This is a genomic window from Emticicia fluvialis, assembly GCF_024793945.1.
GTDB lineage: Bacteria > Bacteroidota > Bacteroidia > Cytophagales > Spirosomataceae > Emticicia > Emticicia fluvialis.
This window is the reverse complement of record NZ_JANUSD010000009.1, coordinates 104,813-126,103: the sequence shown is the minus strand read 5'-3', so window position 1 is coordinate 126,103 and position 21,291 is coordinate 104,813. Positions and strand designations below refer to the sequence as shown.

The 21,291-nt window shown below is 40.7% G+C and carries 17 protein-coding genes; 7 read left to right on the top strand and 10 right to left on the bottom strand.

Annotated elements, in window-relative coordinates; genetic code table 11:
* Window positions 1-56 precede the first annotated feature (56 nt).
* A complete protein-coding gene (locus tag NZ848_RS12175; RefSeq protein ID WP_259015696.1) occupies window positions 57-1,529 on the top strand; it encodes an LptF/LptG family permease in 1,473 nt (490 codons plus the stop codon).
* Between the two features lie 15 nt (window positions 1,530-1,544).
* Here NZ848_RS12175 and NZ848_RS12170 read toward each other — a convergent pair whose 3' ends face one another.
* Window positions 1,545-2,186, bottom strand: a complete 642-nt coding sequence (locus NZ848_RS12170; RefSeq protein WP_253522291.1) for a deoxynucleoside kinase — start codon at window positions 2,184-2,186, stop codon at window positions 1,545-1,547.
* A gap of 134 nt (window positions 2,187-2,320) precedes the next feature.
* On the opposite strand from NZ848_RS12170, the gene trhO reads away from it, so the two are divergent.
* A complete protein-coding gene (trhO, locus tag NZ848_RS12165; protein WP_259015695.1) occupies window positions 2,321-3,355 on the top strand; it encodes an oxygen-dependent tRNA uridine(34) hydroxylase TrhO in 1,035 nt (344 codons plus the stop codon).
* Window positions 3,356-3,469: 114 nt separating this feature from the next.
* Complete coding sequence (locus NZ848_RS12160; RefSeq protein WP_259015694.1) at window positions 3,470-4,027, top strand: YdeI/OmpD-associated family protein; 558 nt, start codon at window positions 3,470-3,472, stop codon at window positions 4,025-4,027.
* Here the strand turns inward: NZ848_RS12160 and NZ848_RS12155 are convergent.
* Window positions 4,022-4,531: a GNAT family N-acetyltransferase gene (locus NZ848_RS12155; protein ID WP_259015693.1), complete on the bottom strand. Its 510-nt coding sequence runs from the start codon at window positions 4,529-4,531 to the stop codon at window positions 4,022-4,024. The genes NZ848_RS12160 and NZ848_RS12155 overlap by 6 nt on opposite strands.
* 129 nt (window positions 4,532-4,660) lie before the next feature.
* Here NZ848_RS12155 and surE point away from each other — a divergent pair, with 129 nt between their 5' ends.
* Together surE and NZ848_RS12145 are read left to right on the top strand one after the other, a co-directional pair.
* Entirely contained in the window at window positions 4,661-5,428 is a 768-nt protein-coding gene (gene surE, locus NZ848_RS12150; RefSeq protein WP_253522282.1) for a 5'/3'-nucleotidase SurE, read from the top strand.
* Between the two features lie 107 nt (window positions 5,429-5,535).
* Entirely contained in the window at window positions 5,536-7,098 is a 1,563-nt protein-coding gene (locus NZ848_RS12145; protein ID WP_259015692.1) for a GH3 auxin-responsive promoter family protein, read from the top strand.
* A gap of 9 nt (window positions 7,099-7,107) precedes the next feature.
* Here the strand turns inward: NZ848_RS12145 and NZ848_RS12140 are convergent, their stop codons facing one another.
* The 3 genes from NZ848_RS12140 to NZ848_RS12130 form a co-directional block, all read right to left on the bottom strand.
* Window positions 7,108-8,634: a c-type cytochrome domain-containing protein gene (locus NZ848_RS12140; protein WP_259015691.1), complete on the bottom strand. Its 1,527-nt coding sequence runs from the start codon at window positions 8,632-8,634 to the stop codon at window positions 7,108-7,110.
* Window positions 8,635-8,764: 130 nt separating this feature from the next.
* Window positions 8,765-10,534 carry a RagB/SusD family nutrient uptake outer membrane protein gene (locus tag NZ848_RS12135; RefSeq protein ID WP_259015690.1) on the bottom strand — a complete coding sequence of 590 codons (1,770 nt, stop codon included), beginning with the start codon at window positions 10,532-10,534 and terminating at the stop codon, window positions 8,765-8,767.
* Window positions 10,535-10,562: 28 nt separating this feature from the next.
* On the bottom strand, window positions 10,563-13,817 hold the full coding sequence (locus NZ848_RS12130; RefSeq protein ID WP_259015689.1) for a SusC/RagA family TonB-linked outer membrane protein: 3,255 nt from the start codon (window positions 13,815-13,817) through the stop codon (window positions 10,563-10,565).
* A gap of 597 nt (window positions 13,818-14,414) precedes the next feature.
* Here NZ848_RS12130 and NZ848_RS12125 point away from each other — a divergent pair.
* The gene (locus NZ848_RS12125; protein WP_101726929.1) at window positions 14,415-14,972 is read left to right on the top strand and encodes an NUDIX domain-containing protein; all 558 of its coding nucleotides are present in this window, start codon (window positions 14,415-14,417) and stop codon (window positions 14,970-14,972) included.
* Between the two features lie 21 nt (window positions 14,973-14,993).
* Window positions 14,994-15,599, top strand: a complete 606-nt coding sequence (locus NZ848_RS12120) for a LysE family translocator (RefSeq protein WP_253522270.1) — start codon at window positions 14,994-14,996, stop codon at window positions 15,597-15,599.
* Between the two features lie 38 nt (window positions 15,600-15,637).
* Here NZ848_RS12120 and NZ848_RS12115 read toward each other — a convergent pair whose 3' ends face one another.
* From NZ848_RS12115 to NZ848_RS12095, 5 genes are all read right to left on the bottom strand, one after another.
* Window positions 15,638-16,570: an SPFH domain-containing protein gene (locus NZ848_RS12115; protein WP_259015688.1), complete on the bottom strand. Its 933-nt coding sequence runs from the start codon at window positions 16,568-16,570 to the stop codon at window positions 15,638-15,640.
* Window positions 16,571-16,845: 275 nt separating this feature from the next.
* Window positions 16,846-17,478 (bottom strand): L-threonylcarbamoyladenylate synthase, encoded by a 633-nt coding sequence (locus NZ848_RS12110; protein ID WP_253522263.1) that lies wholly within the window; start codon window positions 17,476-17,478, stop codon window positions 16,846-16,848.
* A 98-nt stretch (window positions 17,479-17,576) separates the two neighbouring features.
* Window positions 17,577-18,929, bottom strand: a complete 1,353-nt coding sequence (locus NZ848_RS12105) for an amidohydrolase (protein WP_259015687.1) — start codon at window positions 18,927-18,929, stop codon at window positions 17,577-17,579.
* A 137-nt stretch (window positions 18,930-19,066) separates the two neighbouring features.
* Window positions 19,067-19,927 carry a glycerophosphodiester phosphodiesterase family protein gene (locus NZ848_RS12100; protein WP_259015686.1) on the bottom strand — a complete coding sequence of 287 codons (861 nt, stop codon included), beginning with the start codon at window positions 19,925-19,927 and terminating at the stop codon, window positions 19,067-19,069.
* 8 nt (window positions 19,928-19,935) lie between these two features.
* Window positions 19,936-21,267, bottom strand: coding sequence for a galactokinase (locus NZ848_RS12095; protein ID WP_253522257.1), 1,332 nt, complete (start codon window positions 21,265-21,267; stop codon window positions 19,936-19,938).
* Between the last annotated feature and the right edge of the window lie 24 nt (window positions 21,268-21,291).

The following is a 21,291-nucleotide window of genomic DNA, read 5'->3' as shown; positions in this document are numbered from 1 at the left end:
CTTGTGCAAACAAAATTCAATGACGAATTTTGCGCAGGCAATTGTTTATTTCTTTAATGAAGAAAATAGATTCTTTAGTAATAAAGTCTTTTATCGGACCATTTATATTAACTACCTGCGTGGTAGTTTTTATTTTTTTAATGCGTTTCCTGATGCTTTACTTCAACGATTTTGTTGGTAAAGACCTGGGCTATGACGTTTTCCTGAAACTTTTTGTTTATTTCTCTCTCATAACGGTTCCTATATCATTACCCTTGGCAACATTGCTTGCCTCTTTAATGTGTTTTGGTAATCTGGGCGAGCATTCTGAGCTTACAGCTATTAAGGCATCGGGTATTCCTATCTGGCGGGTGCTTTTTCCAACGCTTGTATTTGCCTTTGGTGTGAGCATATTTTCGTTCTGGTTCAATAATACGGTGGCTCCGTGGGCCAATCTGAAGGGCTATAGTTTATTGTATGACGTTAAAACCACCAAAGTAACCCTAAATATAAAAGAAGGTATTTTTTATGGCGAGCTGCCTGGTTATAAAATAAAAGTACAGGAGAAGTTTCCGGATGGCAAAACCCTGAAGGGCATAACCATCTATAACCATACCAGCAACGAGGGCAACATTAATGTTACCATTGCAGATTCTGGCAAAATGTACACCATACTCAATAACAATTATCTGGTTTTTGAGCTATTTAATGGTACCAATTACATGGACTACAAGAATGCCCAGAGTGGTAGCAATAACGAAACGCAGTTTGTAAAAAACTCATTCAAGAAAAACCGGCTGGTTTTTCCGCTGGAGTCTTTTGGTATGAAAAGAACAGACGAATCTCAGTTCAAATACCATGAGTTCATGAAAGATGTGAAGGGCCTTGCACAACAGGTAGATTCAATTCATAAAGAAATAGAAACCACCAACAGGGTTCAACTGGCTACGATGGACCAATACTACAACCATCATCTAAAACGTATTTATAAAGACACCACGCATAAAAAGGTAATACTGGCCGGTAAATGGATTGATGAAAGAATGAAACCCCAGAATGACTCAACCAAGGTGCTTGAAGTGTTTGAGTCGGCTTTTAACCAGGCCAAAAGCGTACAGGACCACTACAAAACCAATCTGGATATCTGGAAAAGTAAAACTAAAGACGCCAATAAGGCCGATGTTGAGCGTTGGCACAAGTTTACAATGGCATTTGCCTGCTTTGTAATGTTCCTGATTGGCTCGTCGCTTGGCTCAATTATCAAGAAAGGTGGCTTCGGAATGCCGGTGCTGATATCCATCACTTTCTTTATATTAATGTATGTATTGATGCAGCTCGGAGACAAATATGCAAAAGAAAGCATTGTTTACGTAATTATCGGGGTCTGGATGCCCGACTTAATATTACTTCTCTTTGGTATCTACTTTTTATACAAGGCCACCAACGATGCCCGTTTGTTTGACAGCGACATCTACGATATTTACATTGATAAAGCGAAAACCTATTTCAAAGCCAGATTCAGACGGAAGGCATCCATCCCTTCTGCCTGATTCAGGCTTTTTTTATCATAAAGGTTTGATTTCCAGCTGAGTACCTAGATTAATGTTTTTATCTATCTGGTCTATTATGCCCATAAAATCGCTCTCGTTTTCGGCAAAATCAAGGTTATTGACATCTATTATCAATAGCTTTCCGTGAGTGTACAGGTTTACAAAATCTTCATAGAGTTTGTTAAGGCTTATCAGGTATGCCGGGTCTATGTTTCTTTCAAAATCACGGTTGCGTTTCAAAATCTGCCTTTGTAGTTTTGGCAAATCGGCACGTAAATAAATCATCAGGTCCGGGTGAGAAATCGCCTGAGTAATAGTATTAAATAAACCAGTGTATGTTTGATAATCCGTTTCGTTAAACTTGCCGGATTCGTATAAATTGCGAGCAAAAATATAGGCATCTTCATAAATTGACCTGTCTTGCACTATGGTTTTATCTTCGGTTAGCTTCTTGATTTTCAATACCTGCTCAAACCGGCTGTTCAGAAAATATATCTGCAAATGAAACGACCACTTCTCCATATCTTCATAAAAAGGCGGCAGGTATGGGTTGCCCTCAACAGCTTCAAATAAAACATCCCAACCGTAGTGTTCGGCCAGCTTAGTGGCCAGCGTTGTTTTTCCTGCCCCGATATTCCCGGTAATCGCAATATGCATTTATATAATAATTAAAATTCAGATAATTTTTCAAAATAAACGCTAAAATGACTAAAATCATAGAACATCAAAAATAACTTTTGTAATTTTGCAGCATTCAAATCAAGTCTACGCCTTGAAATATTGAATTACTTATGAACACAAAAGAATTAAACGATCAAACTATTCCGGCGAATCATACGCCAAAGGGTAAATATTCAGTTTTACTCTATTATATATACGCTCCCATTGAAAACGTGGTTGAGTATCGTGATATACACCACCAGTTCTGTATCGAAAACAATATTCTGGGTAGAATTGTGATTGCCCCGGAAGGATTAAACGGAACGGTTTCAGGCCTGGTTGAAGATTGTGAAAAATACATGAGCTGGGTAAAGGCAGACCCAAGATTTGCAAAGGTTGATTTTAAGGTAGAAAACCACGAAACACATGCCTTTACTAAGTTATATGTAAGAATAAAAAAAGAAATTGTACATTCTGAACTTCCGGTTAACCCATTAGAGCAAACAGGTAAACACCTTGAACCCGATGAGTTTAAGGAAATTATCAAGAATGACCCAGACGTGGTGCTGGTAGATATGCGCTCAAACTACGAACATTCTGTGGGTAAATTTAAAGGTGCAATAACCTTTGATATGGAGAACCTGCGTGAATTACCCGACCACGTGCATGAAATTGAACACCTCAAAAATAAAAAGGTGATAACCTACTGCACAGGAGGCATTAAATGCGAAAAGGCCAGTGCTTATCTGTTATCTCAGGGTTTTACTGATGTGTATCAGCTGCATGGCGGCATTATCAAATATGGGCTGGAAGAAGGTGGAGAAGATTTTGATGGCAAATGTTATGTATTTGATAACCGCCTTACTACTGATGTCAATAAGGTGAATCCGGTTGTGATATCCAAATGTCATATTTGTGGCACCGAGTGCGACCGCATGGTTAACTGTGCTAACCCCGATTGCAACGAACACGTGGCAATTTGCGAAAAATGTGGCTGGGAAATGGAAGGCGCCTGCTCAGTAGCCTGCAAGGAGAATCCAAGAAAACGCATCTATAATGGTACCGGCTATTATGCCAAAACAGTTGAGGGCTATAAACCCGAAATAGCACTCAGAACCCGGAAAAACACCAAAAATTTACATATTGTAGAAGAACTGGGCTTGTAAGCCTTATTAAATATCTGCAGCCCCGAAAAAACTAAAGAATTTTTCATTAAATTCTGTCTGGTTTCGGGGCTGTTTTTTTATATTTAGTACTTACTTAGCATTAGCATTACAATTATGGAAATTAAGTTTTTTGCCCATGAGCTAGATTTCAGGGAATGGCTGGAAGAGAACCACGAGAAAGAAAGCGAACTGATAGTTGGCTTTTATAAAGTTGATTCAGGCAAGCCAAGCCTTACGTGGTCTGAATCTGTGGATCAGGCGCTTTGTTTTGGCTGGATTGATGGTGTGCGCCGTTCGGTAAACCATGAAAGCTATTGCATCAGATTCACGCCTCGTAAGCCGGGTAGTAACTGGAGTACAGTGAATATAAATAAAATGGAGGAGATGATTCCGAAAGGCCTGGTGAAATCGGCCGGCCTAAAGGCCTACCATAAAAGAAAAGAACACAAGTCTAATGTCTACACCTACGAACAAGCCGAAGAGACTTTTTTTACTGCCGAAATGGAGATAATCTTTCAACAAAATCCACCAGCCTGGGCGTTTTTTCAGAACCAACCACCCTATTACAAAAAGCTAATGACACGTTGGGTGGTAAGCGCCAAGCAAAAAGTAACGCAAAGCTCCAGACTTGAGAAATTAATAAACGCCTGCGCAAAAAATGAACGATTATAGCTTTTTGCGCATTATATAATCGTTCATAAAATAATCGCCAATAGGAATATCCTCTTCTGCAATAATTTCAAAGCCCATTTTCTCATAAAAGAATCTGGCTTTGTTGAAACGGTTTACATTCAAATCGAGCCAAACCCCTCCTAATCCTTTTACCTCATTCTCAACTTGTGCCAGCAGTTTTTTGCCAAGGCCGCCTCCCTGGTAATCAGGGTTCAGATATATTTTGTTTAGCTTATAAATCTTTAAAGAAATATCTTTTACAGAATAAGAAGCAAAGGCAACGGGTATTTGCTGCCCGGTATCATCAGCCAAAAACTGCAAAACAAAAACCTGGCCATCGTTTAGTTGTTCTTCAAGACCTTCAATGCTGTAAATTAAATCAAACATGTATTGGGGTTGCTCCTTGCCCAAAATAGGCACATAAGTTTCAAACCAGGTTTTTTCAGCAATTTCACGAATCAGGGCAACATCTTCAGTATTGGCAAATCGGTAGGTCAGGTTCATACTTTGTATAATTTTCTTTGCAAATATAAACTCTGCTTACATAACATTTTGTTAATTTGCATAAAAATTGCATTCTACTAAAGGCGCCTTTATTTTGGGTACCCGTGAGCGTGATATTAACAAGACTATATGAAACCACTTATTTTAGTAACCAATGATGATGGTATAACATCAAAAGGGATTTCTGTTTTAATTGATATAGTAAAGAAAATCGGCGATGTGTTTGTGGTAGCGCCAGACAGCCCCAACTCAGGAATGGGCCATGCAATAACAGTTGATAGTACTATACATATAAAAAAATCAAAGATTTTTGAAGGAGTTGAAGCCTACGAGTGTTCTGGCACTCCGGCCGATTGCGTTAAACTGGCCAAGCATCATTTTCTGAAAGGAAAAAAAATAGACCTGGTTGTGAGCGGCATTAATCATGGCATGAACGCCTCCGTTTCTGTGCTTTATTCCGGTACCATGTCAGCTGCCGTGGAAGCCTCAATCGAGGGTATTCCGGCCATTGGCTTTTCTTTAAATGATTTCCGCTATGATGCAGATTTTAGCCACACGAAACGTTTATTGAAAAAAATTGTTGAAAAATCTTTAAAAAATGGCGTTCCTCCACATACGGCGCTCAATGTAAATTTTCCGGTAAAATCTGATGAGCCTATCAAGGGCATTAAAATTTGCAGACAAACCAACGGCTACTGGCGCGAAGAATTTGATGCCCGCACCGATTTATATGGCAGACCATACTTCTGGATGGGTGGCGATTTTGTGAATAGAGAACCAGACAGCCAGGATACGGATATATGGGCTATGGAGAATAATTATGCAGCCATTGTGCCGGTACAATATGACCGTACAGCGTACCCGGAAATCAAAACTTTGAAAAAGTGGAAGCTTTAGATTAAATGATTGGGTGATTTAGGGTTTGTTAACCTGTTTTGAAAAGATTCTTTCTGAAATAGATAATAATTGCCTCTGTTTACACTTCAACTACTAACTTTATTATTATGGCAGTCTTAGGAAGTTTATTAAAAGGAAGTATAAAGTTTACAAGTACAATACAAAAAATAAGAAAGGTAAAACCTCAGAAATGGCAAAAAAAGGCTTTTACAAAGTTAGTTGCCAAAGCCAGATATACTCAGTTCGGCGAGAAATACAATTTTGAAGAGATTCTGAGTACAGCTATTTTTGAAAAAGGTAATGAGTTTTATGCCAAGTTTCAGGAATCTGTTCCTATATACGACTACAATAAAATTTATGCCGAATGGTGGCACAAAGCCCGTAACGGCGAAAAAAATGTGTGCTGGCCGGGAAGAGTAAAATATTTTGCTTTAAGTTCGGGTACTTCTGACGCCGCCTCTAAGGCCATACCCGTAACTAAAGAAATGATAAAGGCTATTCAGCGCACAAGTATCAACCAGATTATTGCGTTGGGCCATTACAATGAGCTTCCTTCAAACATTTACGAAAAAGGTTACCTGATGCTGGGTGGCAGCACGGCTCTTAATGAAGTAGATTCTCATTATGAAGGCGACCTGAGTGGAATAACCACTGGTACGCTCCCATTCTGGTTTCAGAATTTCTATAAGCCGGGTCAGAAAATTGCCGCCGAAAAAAACTGGGCCAACAAACTGGAAGAAATTACCGAAAATGCCCAGTATTGGGATATTGGCTTTTTGGCCGGGGTGCCTGCCTGGCATACGATATTGCTCGAAAAAATAATCAAGCGTTACAATCTTAAAAATATTCATGAGCTTTGGCCCAACCTTACCGCTTTTGCCTGGGGTGGTGTTTCTCTTGAACCCTACAAACAAGGTCTTGAAAAATTATTTGGTAAACCAGTAATTTATATAGAAACCTACATGGCCTCTGAAGGTTTTCTGGCTTACCAGGACAGACCCGACGGCCACCTGCGCCTTGTTTTGAATCAGGGTATATTTTTTGAGTTTATTCCGTTTAACGAAAATAATTTTGATGAAGACGGCAACGTGGTTGATAAACCCGAAACGCTAATGGTGCATCAGGTACAGGAAGATGTTGATTATGCCCTTCTGATTTCAACCTGCGCCGGTGCCTGGCGATATCTTATTGGCGACACCGTTAAGTTTACCAACAAAGCCAGAGCCGAGATAAAAATTACCGGCCGAACCAAGCATTTTCTTAGTCTGTGTGGTGAGCACCTTTCTGTAGATAACATGAACAACGCCATAGAGTTGGTGTCAAAAGAAATGGACATTGATGTGCGTGAGTTTACAGTAATTGGTATGAAGCACCCACCTTTGTTTGCCCATCAATGGTACGTTGCAACTGACAGCAAAGTTGATGAAAATTTACTTTGCGAACTGATAGATAAAAAACTGTGTGAGCTGAACGACGACTATGCCGTTGAACGTGGCCATGCATTAAAGAATGTATTTTTACGTGTATTGCCAACCAGTGCATTTTATGAATGGATGAAGCAAAAAGGAAAAGAAGGTGGGCAGCACAAATTTCCAAGAGTATTGAAAGGCAAGCAGTTAGAAGATTGGGAAGAGTTTGTGAACAAGAATTATCCGAAGGTTGGAGTTTAACTCCAACCTTTATTTTTTCTTATATAAATCGTCACTTACTTCATTTGGTTTTGCTTTCAAAAAATCAGCAATTTGCGCTTCTGTCATACCCAACTCAATTTGCAGTTTTGGCAGGCTTTTTCTGAGTTCTTCAGCACCTTTTGGGGTAACATCTGTTTTCCAAAGGTATAGCTTCTTCAGATTTATAAGGGTTTTAAGATTTTTTAGTCCCGAATCGCTTATTTTGTTGCCCGTGAGATTTAAATATTCCAGACCTACCAAGGGGTTGAGCTGATACAGCCCATTGTCAGTCACTTTGGTATTTTCAAGATGCAGTCGTGTAAGTTTAGTCAGCTTGGCAACTTCGGCAAGGGCTTTATCTGTTATCTGGGTGTTACTCAGTTTTAGCCAGAGGGTCTGGTCTTTTGCTTTTGTAATCACAGAAACTTCATTATCAGTCAGTTTTGGTTTGTTGATAAAACTAATCTCTATGTAATTGTTATTCTGGGCAAAAGGCAGAATCAAAGCTCCGGTCTTTTTTATTGCTTGTGCAGAACCCTCATCTAATTTATCAACGCTTTCATTAAGAAGTTTTTCTTCTATCTCAAATTTATCCTGAGGCACTTTATCTACCGATGAAGCAGTACCCGCGCCAGAGCCTAATTTAGCCAGAATAGGTTTTATGGTTTCGGGGGTTTGCACTTCCCGTACCTTCTTCTCAAAAGTGGCTCCCTGTTCTATCCACCATTTTAGTAGCGCCAGCTCATCTTCAGTAATCTGCGTTTTGCCTTTGGGAGGCATGTGGTCATCATCCGTCTCCGGCAAGATTATTCTCTTTATAAACTCACTCTTTTCTGTATTACCTGCCACAAAAATATTACCGTGCTTTCCTCCTTTTTTAAGCAGCTCAATTTCATCCATTCTCAAGTCTCCTTTCATTTTATTGGCATTATGGCAAGACTCACACTTTTGCTTAAAAATAGGTTTGATGATATCCTGATACACCAGTGCCTCCTGAATGTTTTTGATTTTTGGTTTCTTCTCATCATTTTCTTGCACAGGTTCTTTTTTGTCTGGCATACCCAACCAGCCTCTCACGGGTTGTGGTGTGTTTTCAGTCAGATACGTTTCACCATGTGTCAGATTACCGCCATGATGCCCGGCAGCAATCATAAGCAATAATGATAATACCAAAGCCGGAAGATACAAAACACTGCTAAGGCCCACCCTTTCATTTACCCATCTGTTTTTTCCCAGCCAGGCCAGCCAGCAAAATACAGCCAGCCATATTCCCTGCATTTTATGTTCTTCAAGCATATCTGCTTCATAGCCTCCTTCCAGAGAAAGAAAGTATCCGGCCACACAAGCCATAGTTGCCCCTATGGCCGACAGCAACAGAATGCTTTGCATTACTTCTGCGCTTATACTTAACCGGCCGGTAATCTTAAGTAACTCAAAGACACCCGCAATAAGCAGAAAGCCAATAGGCAAATGTACAAGTAATGGATGAAACCGGCCAAAAAAAGCAGCCCAATCAGAAACGGTAAGGAGTGCCATTAATTAATAATGATAAGGTTGAAACAACTGCTTGTGGTAACAGTATATCCCAAAGTTAATAAATTATACCAATAAAAAATAGCCAAAGCACGCGGCTTTGGCTATTTTAAAAAATCTATATTTCAGGAGATTAATATCCCGGATTCTGAACTAATACAGGTTTTCCGTCTTTCTGGCTGTTCAGGATTTCATCCTGTGGCAGCGGGAAGTAGTTATTTTTAGGAGCAGTAAATACTTTACCTGCCATATAACCACGTTTGGTGAAAGTTCTTCCTGATGGCTCTTTACCTGGAAGCGCTTCTTCCTGTGCATATTTGTTCAACACTTTATCTGCAATTCCCCAACGAACAAGGTCGAAGAAACGGTGGCCTTCCATTGCAAACTCAAGACGGGTTTCCATACGAACTGCATTTCTTGCAAAGTCTGCACCTTTGCTGGCAAATGTACCGGCAGCATAAGGCTCAACTTTGTAATTTACGGTTGCATCTTGTACTGAACCATTTTTAGCACGGTTACGAATTTGATTAACATAACCTTCAGCAGCACCAAGGTTGCCAAGTTCAACTTCGCATTCAGCAAGCCACAAAATTACCGAAGACAATTTAACAACTCTGAAGTTATTGTTAACTGCACGTTTGTTGGTCGAGTGCGTTGAGCTGTTTTCATCAGCAAGGTAATACATCCATTTTTTACCAATGAACGGCCCCGCATAAGTCTGGTCACGTACCCAGGTAGAACCAGGCATCGGGCCCCAGTCAAGGAAGTTAACACCTCTGCGGCCAACTGTCCAGTCAAGTCTTGGGTCAACCGGAATCGATTTATCAAGCGTGAAAGCAGTACTTGCACTGATTCCCTGGTCGTTTGGTAGGTCAACCTGGTTGTAAGTATCCTGCGTACCATCAGCAGAGTTGCCAATTAATGGCAAGCCATTCGCGTCAGTTTTAAATGCATTTACCAGGTTATGTGACGGCTGATAAAATCCGCAGCAACCTCTACCCGGTGCGGTTGAAGAGTATGGCCAGTTCAGGTTGTCACCCACGTTACCGTTATCACCGTTAGTACCATCATTTACAGAGAACTGAACCTCAAAGATTGATTCAGCATTATTATTATAAATGTTTCTGTAATTATCATGATAGTTAGTCATTAATTTTTTACCAGAGTTTTTCAGGATATCCTCCAACAATGCTTTAGCAGGCGCCCATTTTTTCTGAAACAAATATGCTTTGGCCAACATTGCTTTTGCAGCCCATTGGCTTGCTCTACCTTTTTGAGATTGAACAGTAGGAAGGTTTTGAGCAGCAAAAGCGAAGTCAGCTTCAATTTTTGGCCAGATATCTTCCGTATTAGGTATTTTTGTTGAGTTCGGATCCGCAGCATTGTAGATTTTCTCATCAATGTACGGAACGTTATTCCACATTTTTTTACATTCAAAATGGTAGAAACCTCTCAGGAAACGAGCCTCTGCCACCACCTGAGTTTTTTCAGCGTCAGTCATATCCCTGATATCCGGGCTGGCAACTACCTGAATTACATCATTTGCTCTGGCAACACCATCATACATACCCCACCATTTTCCAAGAAAATAAGTGTTATCTGCCAACCAGTTGTATTGCTCAATAAACGATTGCTCAGGTTGGTCACCGGCATCAGTACCTTTTACGGCATCATCAGAAGCTACCCCACCATACACGTAGTTTGATACAGTTGATGTACGTCCGGTATTACCAGAACCTACACCGTCAAGCAAAGAATAAACCCCAATTAAAAGAGCGTTTACTCCATTTTTGGTCTTCAACTGACTTTGAGAAGCACGTCCTTGCGGCTTCAGGTCGAAGAACGAGTCAGAACAAGCAAAGTTTGTTACGACTAATAATGCTATAATTAATGTTTTTTTCATTCTTTTTTGTCAATGTAATTTATGATAATTAGAATCCTAAACGAAGACCAACCAGGTATGATTTTGCAACAGGGTAAGCACCTTCGTCAATACCCATGTGGATATCCTGGTTGTCATTACCAGATCTTCTTAGGTTAATATCTGGGTCAAGACCAGTATACTTGGTAATTGTAAAGAGGTTTTGTCCTTGTACATAAACCTGAGCACTGCCTAAACCAGCTTTTTTAATCAGGCTGGTAGGTAACGTGTAGGTTAACTGAATGTTTTTCAGACGTAGGTAAGAACCATCTTCAAGGAAGTAAGAAGATACCTGCTGGCTGGTTGCATCACTCGAGTTCAAACGAGGAAGTTTAGCATCATCACCAGGTTTTTGCCATGATTTATACAACATATCTTTAGATCTGTTTCCCTGGAAGGTGTTGAAGTCTGTCCAGTATCTAACATAGTTGAAAATCTGGTTACCTTGGCTTCCTTGTCCGAATAAGGTCAGATCCCAGTTTTTATAACCCAGGTTTACATTGATACCATACGTAAAGTCAGGATGCGGGTTACCTATTATGGTTCTGTCGGCTGCGGTAATTACACCGTCACCGTTTACATCTCTGAACTTGAATGTTCCGGCTCTTGTATACGAACCAAATTTAGGTGCAGCAGCTGCTTCAGCATCATCTTTAATTACACCATCAACAATATAACCATAATAGCTGGCAATTGGTAAACCCGCTTTGGTGGCAGAAATTGCCGGAAGACGCGTAGTGAAACCAAATATGGTAGCATTCGGGTCATTATTCAACTTAATAACCTCGTTTTTGTAGTGCGAAAAATTCACACCCACTGTGTAACGGAAGTCGCCGATTTTATCGCGGTAGTTTAAGCCAAGGTCAATACCTTTGTTTTGCACCTCACCAATGTTGGTATAAGGTATAGTACCAGTACCTGCAGTTCTTGGAATAGCAATCTGCGTTAACATATCAGAAGTTACACGCTTGTAAAGGTCTAATACAAACTCAAGTTTGCTATTAAACAACACCGCATCGATACCAATGTTTGTAGAAGTTGTTGTTTCCCACTTACCGTTAGGGTTACCAAACTGAACAAGGTCAAAACCACCAACAATCGATGAACCCGTACCATTGATGTCATAAGCATTTCTGATAGGGTCTGCTGCATAAAGTGTATAGGCGTTGTAAACGTTTGGTATCAACTGGTTACCAGTTTTACCCCAGCCTAAGCGCACTTTCATATCGTTAAGGAATTTCAACTCTTTCATAAATGCGTATTCAGACAAACGTACGCCTACTGAAAACGCCGGGAAGATACCGTATCTGTTAGCAGCCGAGAAACGTGACGAACCATCGCGACGAAGCGTGAAGTCAGCCAGGTATATATCTTTGTAAGCATAGTTTACTTTGCCGAATTGAGAGAACAAAGCACTTACAGTAGCACCACCGCCTGAGTTATTTAAACCGGCTGCTGCACCTGCGTCAAGATAACGATACTCCAAATCGTCAAATGCAAAACCACTTCTGTTGGCCTGGAAACCAAACGCATAAGTTGTAACGGCCTCAGTACCAACCAGAACATTGAAGCTATGAGAGCCAATTTCTTTATTATAGTTTAAGGTATTGAACCAGGTAACTGAGCGGTCATAGTTATTAATAACGTTCAAGCTGTTTGCGGCTCTTGCCTCAGCAGCCTCAATATCGCGGTGAAAATACTCTGAACGGTTGTATTGGTTATATTCCAAACCTAAACTTGTTCTTGCTTTTAAACCCGGGATAAGGTCTAACTCTGCAAATACGTTACCGAAAATGTGTGTTCCTTTGGTGATGTTGTCTTTTTCACGATACAATCTGGCCAATGGGTTAGGTGCGTTACCCAGGTTTACACCTTTACTACCTGCAAAACCATTGTAAGGCGAGCTGTTAGTACCACCCAAAGCACTCGGGCCACCGGTAATATCAAACACGGGGATAATAGGGTGAACGCGGATAGCAAACATAATCGGGTTAGACTCGTCGTTGTTCGTAATACCTTGTCTTTCATCATAAGACACCGTCAGGTTTTCACCCAAAGTAAATCTTCCTTTTTTCAATTCAGTGTTTGCTCTAACTGAGTATCTGTCATATTTCGTGTATCTCAGAATACCATCTTGTTTGAAATAGTTGGCAGAAACCGCATATTTAGCATTGTTAGTACCACCCGTTGCACCAACCTGGTAATTTGAGATCGGAGCCGGATCAAAGATTACATCCTGCCAGTTAGTACCTTCTTTGTTGGCTTTAGTAATATTGAAAGCCGTTTTACCCAGGTTAGGGTCTGCAATGTCATTGGTATAAGTAATACCTGCAGGCAAAGAACCATAAACGTTAGGGTAAATATAATCGGCCACGGTTTGCGTACCATCCTGTGCAAATTTGTATTGTACTGATGGTGAGGTGGTCCAAGGTGTTTTACCTGCTCCAACATCAGCACGGTACAAGTATTCGCCTAATTCTTTGGTATTCAATAAATCAAGCATTTTACCAGGTCTTTGAGTACCTGTATAAAAATCAAATGAGATACTTGGCTCACCTGGTTTACCTTTTTTGGTAGTGATAATCACAACCCCGTTGGCTGCACGAGCACCGTAGATTGATGCAGCAGATGCATCTTTCAATACCTGCATCGACTCAATATCGTTCGGGTTAATCTGGTTCAGGGTACCTTGAGTAGGCACACCGTCAATTACATAAAGAGGGCTGTTGTTGTTAACTGAACCAAAACCACGGATACGAACCATGGTACCACCACCCGGAGAGTTGTCGTTACCAACGGTTACACCAGAGGCTCTACCTTGTAACATTTGTGTTACGCTGGCGGTAGGTGTGGCGGTTAGTTCTTTTGCTCCTACCACAGTTACGGCACCGGTAATGTCTTTCTTGCGCTGAGAAGCATAACCCGTTACAACAACTTCGTTAAGTGTCTTGGTGTCAGACATTAACGAAACGTTTACCTCAGAGCGGTTACCGATTACTTCTTCTTTGGTTTCATACCCTATAGAAGAGAAAACAAGCGTTCCGCCATTTTGCGGAACATCCAACGTAAAATTACCGTTGGCGTCAGTTGATGTACCTTTCGTAGCGCCCTTCAAGAGAACCGTTACACCCGGCAAACCCATTTGGGCTTCAGCATCAAGAACCTTTCCTGTGATTTTTCTTTGGGCGAATGCAGAGGTCCCGAGGACAAAAAACAGCATAATCAGAGCTCTCGCTCTGATAGAAACAGAGTAGGATTGTTTCATGAAAAAATATAAAATTAGGTTAATAAAAAAGCGTAATAATATTACGATTCAGTCTAAAGTTTAGCAAACTTTATTTTCAAGGTTTAAGGGATAATTGGTTTTTAGACGCCCGTTTAGTCTGGAAAAAGAAGGATGAAATCTGTTAGGGTTGAATGCAATACTAAAAACATTACAATAGTATTATATTAAGAGTTAATATAAAAATAGTTGTAGCAAGAAATTTTTATTTTTTCTATGCAAACGTTTTAAATTGTTGTTTTAAGCCTGATTTACAAATATTTGTCGTTTACTTATCGGTATCAATAAAGTGTCAATTTGACAATTACTTGTCTAGACAATTAGACCGTCAAGTAATGATTCAATGCCTCGCCATTGTTGTTTTTTTAAGGCTTTAAATAGGTTTTAGTTTTATATGATTAATATAAAAAGTATAATATGGTAATAAAGACAAATTACACGGCTGATTGAATGCCGGCGCGCAGGGTAATCAGACACAAAAGGAGGTTGCATCAACCCGAATGCAGTACAATTGTTTTTTAGTTAAGGCTTTTTATATCCTGACTTTTTCGCTATCATAAAAAGTCTTAATTTCGCTGCATGAATGAAAAACAAAATCCCTGGACAATCCTCGACACCGAGGTAAAATATGATAATAACTGGATTCAGGTGGTACATCAGAATGTGCTTAACCCGAACGGTGGTAAAGGCATTTACGGAACAGTACACTTTAAAAATATTGCTATCGGAATCGTACCGGTAGATAGCGAAGGAAATACCTGGCTGGTTGGCCAGTACCGTTTCCCGCTTGAAGAATATTCATGGGAAATACCGGAAGGTGGAAGCCCGGAAGGAGAAGATATGCTGGAGTCGGCCAAACGTGAACTTCTGGAAGAGACAGGTCTGGTGGCCGAACAGTGGACCATGATTTCAAAACTACATACCTCTAACTCTGTTTGCAAAGAAGTGGCTTATATTTATCTGGCCGAAGGGCTGACACAGGGAAACAGCCAGCCCGAAGAAACCGAGCAACTGCAAATCAGAAAAATTCCGTTACGTCAGGCTTACGAAATGGTTATGAAAGATGAAATAACTGATTCAATCAGCGTGGCAGGTATCCTAAAAACCATGTTGCTGAAGTTTCCGCAGCAATTATAAACCTAACAAATTAACACCAATATGCTTGAAGCGATTTCTTTAGGCTTTGCAACAGGAGTAGTATTAAGTTTCGGTTTTGGCAGTGTTTTCTTTGCACTTATTCAGACAAGCCTTGATTACGGCTACATGGCCGGCGTTAAAATATCTCTGGGAGTAATATTTGGCGATATCATCATGATAACCATTGCGTATCTGGGTACTTCGTTTTTGCCAGACATACCCCATTTTGCCACTATTTCAAGGGTTTTTGGGTCGCTGTTGCTGGTTGGGCTGGGCATTGCACAATTCAGAAACACAAAGCCACCGGCCGGTGTTCAGGATTTTAAACTGGCAAGGTTCTTTTATTTTTTTGGGAAGGGCTTTTTGCTTAACGTAATCAATCCGGTCAATTTTATATCTTGGATGGTAGTTTCGGCAACGCTAAAAGGCTATAAGTATGATATTTATGACGAAACTGCCTTTTTTACAACCTGCGTAGTGATGATTTTCGTGATGGAGTCGGCCTTTGCTATTTTTGCCCATAAAATCAAAAACAAAATGAATAATAATACCATTCAGCGTATCAAATATTTTTCTGGTATTATTTTCATAGGTATCGGAATGAAGCTCATTTACGATATTTTCTGAATTATCAGGGGATATGCCCTATCCCCTGATAACCTCCCCTATTTTTTTATACCTTTCTCATTGCTTTCTTTCTGTTGCATGGCCATCATTTGTTTCATGGTGCGTTCCATTCCATCAACCGAGCCATCAAGGAAAATTACATTGCCTTTACCTTGTTCGGCAAAATGTTTCAGCGACTCCGTCCAAAGCGAAAACAGAATCAACGAAGAGTCAAGGTTTGCTTTTTCCATTTCTTTGGCGGCCACAGCCATACCTTTGGCCACCTCTTCCCTAAACTGCGCCAACCCCTGGCCTCTTAAACGGCTTGCCTCTCTTTCTGCCTCAGCCTGAATCCTGATGTAGTTGCCTTCTGCCTCTGCCGCTTTGGTTTTGGTAATTAACAAAGCCTGGCCTTCGTTTTCGGCAGCGGCCTTTGAGTTATTAGATGCCACCACTTTAGCCATAGAGCGCACAATTTCGTCGTCAAATGTAATATCGTTTATCTGCAGGTCAATCAGATGATACCCCCAGCCTAGCAGAATGTGGTCAAGGTTTTCTTTTACGTCAGACACAATCTCGGTTCTCAGGCTCAAAATCTCCGCTTGTTTTTTTGTAGCTACAAAGCTGCGGATAGAGCCTTCAATAGAACGTACCAGTGCTTGCATAAAATTAGCCTGATCAATAAATTTAAAAGCAACGTTTTTGATAGATTCTTCCTGTTGGTCGGTTACTGTATACAAAAGCATGGCTTTAAAGTAAACATTGGCCTGATCGTTGGTAATGGCCTGAAATTGCAACTCAACCGAGCGGTTCTGAATAGAAATGGTACGAAAAACGTATTCAACAAACGGAATCTTGAAGTTAAGACCCGGTGACATGATGCGCTGATACTTACCAAAAACTGTAATAACTGCCACATTGCCCTGTTGTACAATTACTACCGAAAGGTAAAGTAGGGCTATAACCGGAACGACAAAAATGATGTAACCCATGATTTAAAAATGTTTAGTTAAGAATGTTGTTTCAAAGGTATAATACTTACACAAACCAAAAAATATTTGTTGATAAATGGTAATTTCAGCCTTTTTATATGTGTATCAGGTACACAGATTAATAAAGTAAATTTTCTGTAAGATGTAACAAAAAAATTGAATTACCGGAAACAATTACTCAACTTAAGCCATTTAAAGCCACTTCCAGGGTTTATACACAAATTTATCGACCTTATTACTGTATAAAGCCAGCCACTTTAGACTGCTACGCTCCCTTATCGGTTTATTTCCTCAAAATCACCCAGGCCTTCTCTGATAACCTCAAAGTCGTCATCAATGGCCAGCACAACGGTTGATGCTTCAATACCACACCAGCCACCATCAATAATAATATCGGCCTTTTCTTTGTTCTGGTCGTAAATTACCTCTATTTCATTGGGATACTCAATGATGTCGTCAATATCATCTTTTACTGAGGTAGTAATGATTGGATTACCCAGCATTTCAATTATTTTCTGCGGAATTTCATGGTCAGGCACCCTGACTCCTATGGTTTTACGCTTGGTCTGCATTATTTTAGGCAAATCGCCGGTGGCTGGCAGAATAAACGTAAACGGCCCGGGGAAAGCCCTCTTCATTAATCTGAACGCCGTGTTAGAAACCCGCGCATACGTGGCAATGTTGCTCAGGTCATGGCAAACTATAGAAAAATTATTCTGCTGAGGCTTTATTCCCTTTATTTTACAGAGGCGTTCAACGGCACGCGTATTAAAAATATCACAGCCCATTGCGTAAACGGTATCTGTCGGGTATATCACAATGGCACCTTCTTTAAGGGCATCTACTACCTGACGTATTTTACGCATATCCGGGTTATCAGGAAATATTTCAATGATTTCAGCAGGCATAATCTTAATTTATTGTGGTCAGGTTTGCGTACTTGGGTATAAAACAAAAAGGTTCGAAGTAAAGTTTTCTTCGAACCTTTTTACAAATATGATTGATATCATTTACTTTTTTTCCTGCCTTTGCCTGGCTTTGTTTCTTCGGTTTTAGGCGCATTCATTTCAAAGTAATCGACAGTTAAACCAGCCAGCGATTTGATGCCCAGCGTAAAGCCTGATTCGTCAATATAAAAATCTGGGGTGTGGTGTGGCGCCGGGTTGGTTTGTCCTTTGGGCATACCACCCAGAAAAAAGAAAAGACCTGGTACTTTTTGCTGAAAGAAACTGAAATCTTCTGCGCCGGTTTGTACAGCCTGCACAATTACGTTTTCCTTACCTGCAATTCCTTCAAGGGTACCAATCATTTTTTCAGTAAGCACAGGGTCATTATAAGTAACCGGATACCCCGTATCAATTTTTACCTCAGCTACGGCTCCGGCACTGGTTGCAATGTGGGTTGCAATTTCACTGATTCTTTTATGAACCAATTGGCGCTGGTCTGGTGCAAAGGTGCGGATGGTACCTATCATCTCCAGCGATTCCGGAATGATATTCTGGCGGATACCTCCATGAATAGCACCAACTGTAACAATGGCCGGGTTTTCGGTAATATTTACATTACGGCTTACAATGGTTTGCAGCCCCAGCACAATCTGCGATGCCGTTACAATCGGGTCTATGCCCAGCCAGGGGTTTGCACCATGAGTTTGCTTGCCTTTTATTTTTATACCCAGCTGGTCTACCGCCGCCATGGTTGCCCCGGGGCGATACCCGATTTTTCCGACTTCTGTTACCGAACTGATATGGAGACCAAAAATGGCATCAACCTTCGGGTTTTCCATAACTCCTTCCATGACCATCAATTCGGCCCCCGATTTTCCGTTTTTCAGCAATTTAGGGTCATAAACACCTTCTTCAGCCGGTTGAAAAATAAACTTTACCGTACCGGCAAGCTCGCTTTTGATTGACGACAGAATCTCTGCCACACCCATCAGAATAGCCACGTGAGAATCATGCCCACAGGCATGCATAACCCCGGTTTTCTGACCGTTATACTCGGTCATTACTTTAGATTTAAACGGCACATCTACTCTTTCTGTAACAGGCAGGCCATCCATATCGGCGCGCAAGGCAACAACCGGACCAGGTTTACCGCCTTTCAGAATGCCAACTACACCCGTAACACCTACTTTTTCCTGTACGTCAATACCTAGTGAACGCAGATGGTCGGCCACAATTTTTGATGTTCTGTATTCAAGGTTGCCGAGCTCAGGGTTTTCATGAAAATCTCTGCGCCAGCTTACCACTTTCTTTTCAATGGCATCGGCACCAGTGCTTATTTTTGGTTTCAGTGAAGATTGCCCCACCACCACACTGCAAGTAGCTGCAAGGAGTGTAATCAGTAGATTTCGCATTGATGAAATATAGTTTAGGTACTTGTTTATAGATTTCTGTTGCAGTATAGCGGTATTTGAAAACATTTACTAATCAAAAGCTTATAAAACGTCTGGCATAAAGGTTTATTTAGCTTTTAGAAATTTACTGGCAATTGTTACTGAATGGCATGGTAGGCCTCAATCATTCTATCGGTAGAGAGAATATCAGCCCCTTTATTTACAAATTCGTTATAAAGGTTATCACCTTTTGCTGCAGCCATTTTATCAAGGTTACCTAAGGTACCCAGTATGGTAACAATACCTTTCTGGTGCAGAAAATCGTTAAATTCTTTGTTAGGTTCCCGGGTTCCTATAAAAGCTACCATATTTTTATCTGGTATACCCGCCTCATGATGTCTTTCGTATTCCTTCATGTCGCGGATAGTTACCGAAATCATCAGGTTTGGGTCAAGTTTATAAACTTTTCTGGCCTGGTTAACATCATACGTAATAATAACGCAGTAGTTTTCGGCTTGTAGCTGTTTCACCATAGCCACTACTTTTTCATAAGGCGTATTTCTTTTTACATCAAGCGTAAATATCACCTTATTTTTACCCCATTTGAGTACCTGTTCTAATGTCGGAATTTTAAAACTGGTCAGCTTGCCTGCATTGTCTTTCAGGTTCAGGTCTTTCATGTCGGCCCAGTTCTGATTGATAATTTTGCCTTTTCCGGTGGTGGTTCTGTCAAGCGAGTTGTCATGCATCATCATCAGCACGCTATCTTTCGTAATTTCAATATCACATTCAATGATATTAGGAATTTTACCTGCCAGATAAGCGAAAGACTCTAAGCAGTTTTCAGGATACCCCGGGATATCGCCCCCGCCCCGATGCGATGAAACCATCGGTTTGAATCCGGGTTTATACTTCAAATACTCAACCAACCCCTGCTTCGGAACAGGAATAAATGTTTTTTGCGGAACACTTCTGCAACTAAAAACAAAAAGTATAATAGACAGATATAGGTATCTCATAAGTAATTTTAGCTTTGAAAAAACGCAAGTCCTTCCTGATTGGTCTCTTTCTGGTAAATATTAAGAATTTCTTTGGCTGTTAAAAGTCCTTTAACCCCATATACCATCAGGCATACTGTTCCGCCATTGCCACCACCGGTTATTTTGGCTCCATATACACCAGACTTTGCTCCTTTGGCATGGGCAATTTCAACCAGTATATCGGTGTGTTCATCACCAAGACCACACTTATTGTAACTCTCATGCGACTGATACATCAATTCGCCCATCAGCGGCAGCAGGTCTACATAATTATGGTTATTAAGTACTTTGGTCATTTCCGTAAAAAGCCTTACCCTTATGTTTTCATAAATCGGGTGCTCGGTGCTGGCCTTAATATTATAGTAGGTATCTGCCTTCACGTGTGCCAGAGGATCAGTAACCACCACAAAGTCGTTCATGAATTCTTTGCCATACATTGAGTTAAGCAAACGAGAAAAATTAGTTTCGTATTGCGAAGGCGAAATATTGCTGAGAAAACCCGAATATGGCAAAAGATTGCTTTCTGCCACTTTCAGATCTTGCTTTGATACCCCCAGATTTTGCGCTATAATTGAGTAACCCATTGATGCGGCCGTGCGTACATCGCCATAAGATGCCGCACCCACTTTGTGGCGTATACCGCTATCAATACCCACAAAATACAAATTATCGGGTATTTTTATGCTCGGGTAAACCTTATCGGGCTGGCATAAAATGGGTAGCAGATAATTGGGCTTGCCCAGGTACGAGGTAAGTTGGTCCATCAGGCCGCAAGGAGCGCCTACTACCAAATTTTCTGCCTTTTGTGCAAGAAGTGGCAGTTCGGTTCCAGAAAAATCAATCGAATACAATTCGCCGAGAGCTTTAAACATAGCTACCTCTATAGCTGCGGATGAAGACACCCCCTTACCAAACGGAACTTCAGATTGTATCAGAATATCGAGACCGCCCAGCCGGGCATTTTTTTCTTTCAATAAAACCAGGTAGCAGCCAACCAGATAAGATGCCCAGTCGCCGCCTTCCATTTCAAATAAATATCTGTGGGCTTCTTCATAGTCTCTTGGCAGTTCTTCCAGATCTATAAAAACTTCGTTGTTTTCTGTCAGGTCAAGACTTTTAATATGAAGCTGATTATAATTTCTGTGACCAATAGTAACAGTGGCTTTTTCTTTTATTGGCATCTGTAATACCATTGAGCCGGAGTAATCAGCTACACCCCCCATAATATCAAGACGGCCGGTAGAAGTTGCCCTGACCAGACTCTGAGCCGAGCCGAAAAAATTACGTAAATCAGTAGAACTGTTAGAACTTATTTCCATAGTTAATCATAATAAAGATGCCAT

Bases quoted from the DNA above. Each gene is read 5' to 3' on its own strand.
- NZ848_RS12105 (WP_259015687.1), bottom strand. From the start codon at position 18,929: ATGCGAAATCTACTGATTACACTCCTTGCAGCTACTTGCAGTGTGGTG.
- NZ848_RS12120 (WP_253522270.1), top strand. From the start codon at position 14,994: ATGCTTGAAGCGATTTCTTTAGGCTTTGCAACAGGAGTAGTATTAAGT.
- NZ848_RS12095 (WP_253522257.1), bottom strand. From the start codon at position 21,267: ATGGAAATAAGTTCTAACAGTTCTACTGATTTACGTAATTTTTTCGGC.
- trhO (WP_259015695.1), top strand. From the start codon at position 2,321: ATGAACACAAAAGAATTAAACGATCAAACTATTCCGGCGAATCATACG.
- NZ848_RS12135 (WP_259015690.1), bottom strand. From the start codon at position 10,534: ATGAAAAAAACATTAATTATAGCATTATTAGTCGTAACAAACTTTGCT.
- NZ848_RS12155 (WP_259015693.1), bottom strand. From the start codon at position 4,531: ATGAACCTGACCTACCGATTTGCCAATACTGAAGATGTTGCCCTGATT.
- NZ848_RS12130 (WP_259015689.1), bottom strand. From the start codon at position 13,817: ATGAAACAATCCTACTCTGTTTCTATCAGAGCGAGAGCTCTGATTATG.
- NZ848_RS12160 (WP_259015694.1), top strand. From the start codon at position 3,470: ATGGAAATTAAGTTTTTTGCCCATGAGCTAGATTTCAGGGAATGGCTG.
- surE (WP_253522282.1), top strand. From the start codon at position 4,661: ATGAAACCACTTATTTTAGTAACCAATGATGATGGTATAACATCAAAA.
- NZ848_RS12100 (WP_259015686.1), bottom strand. From the start codon at position 19,927: ATGAGATACCTATATCTGTCTATTATACTTTTTGTTTTTAGTTGCAGA.
- NZ848_RS12140 (WP_259015691.1), bottom strand. From the start codon at position 8,634: ATGGCACTCCTTACCGTTTCTGATTGGGCTGCTTTTTTTGGCCGGTTT.
- NZ848_RS12175 (WP_259015696.1), top strand. From the start codon at position 57: ATGAAGAAAATAGATTCTTTAGTAATAAAGTCTTTTATCGGACCATTT.
- NZ848_RS12145 (WP_259015692.1), top strand. From the start codon at position 5,536: ATGGCAGTCTTAGGAAGTTTATTAAAAGGAAGTATAAAGTTTACAAGT.
- NZ848_RS12125 (WP_101726929.1), top strand. From the start codon at position 14,415: ATGAATGAAAAACAAAATCCCTGGACAATCCTCGACACCGAGGTAAAA.
- NZ848_RS12110 (WP_253522263.1), bottom strand. From the start codon at position 17,478: ATGCCTGCTGAAATCATTGAAATATTTCCTGATAACCCGGATATGCGT.
- NZ848_RS12115 (WP_259015688.1), bottom strand. From the start codon at position 16,570: ATGGGTTACATCATTTTTGTCGTTCCGGTTATAGCCCTACTTTACCTT.
- NZ848_RS12170 (WP_253522291.1), bottom strand. From the start codon at position 2,186: ATGCATATTGCGATTACCGGGAATATCGGGGCAGGAAAAACAACGCTG.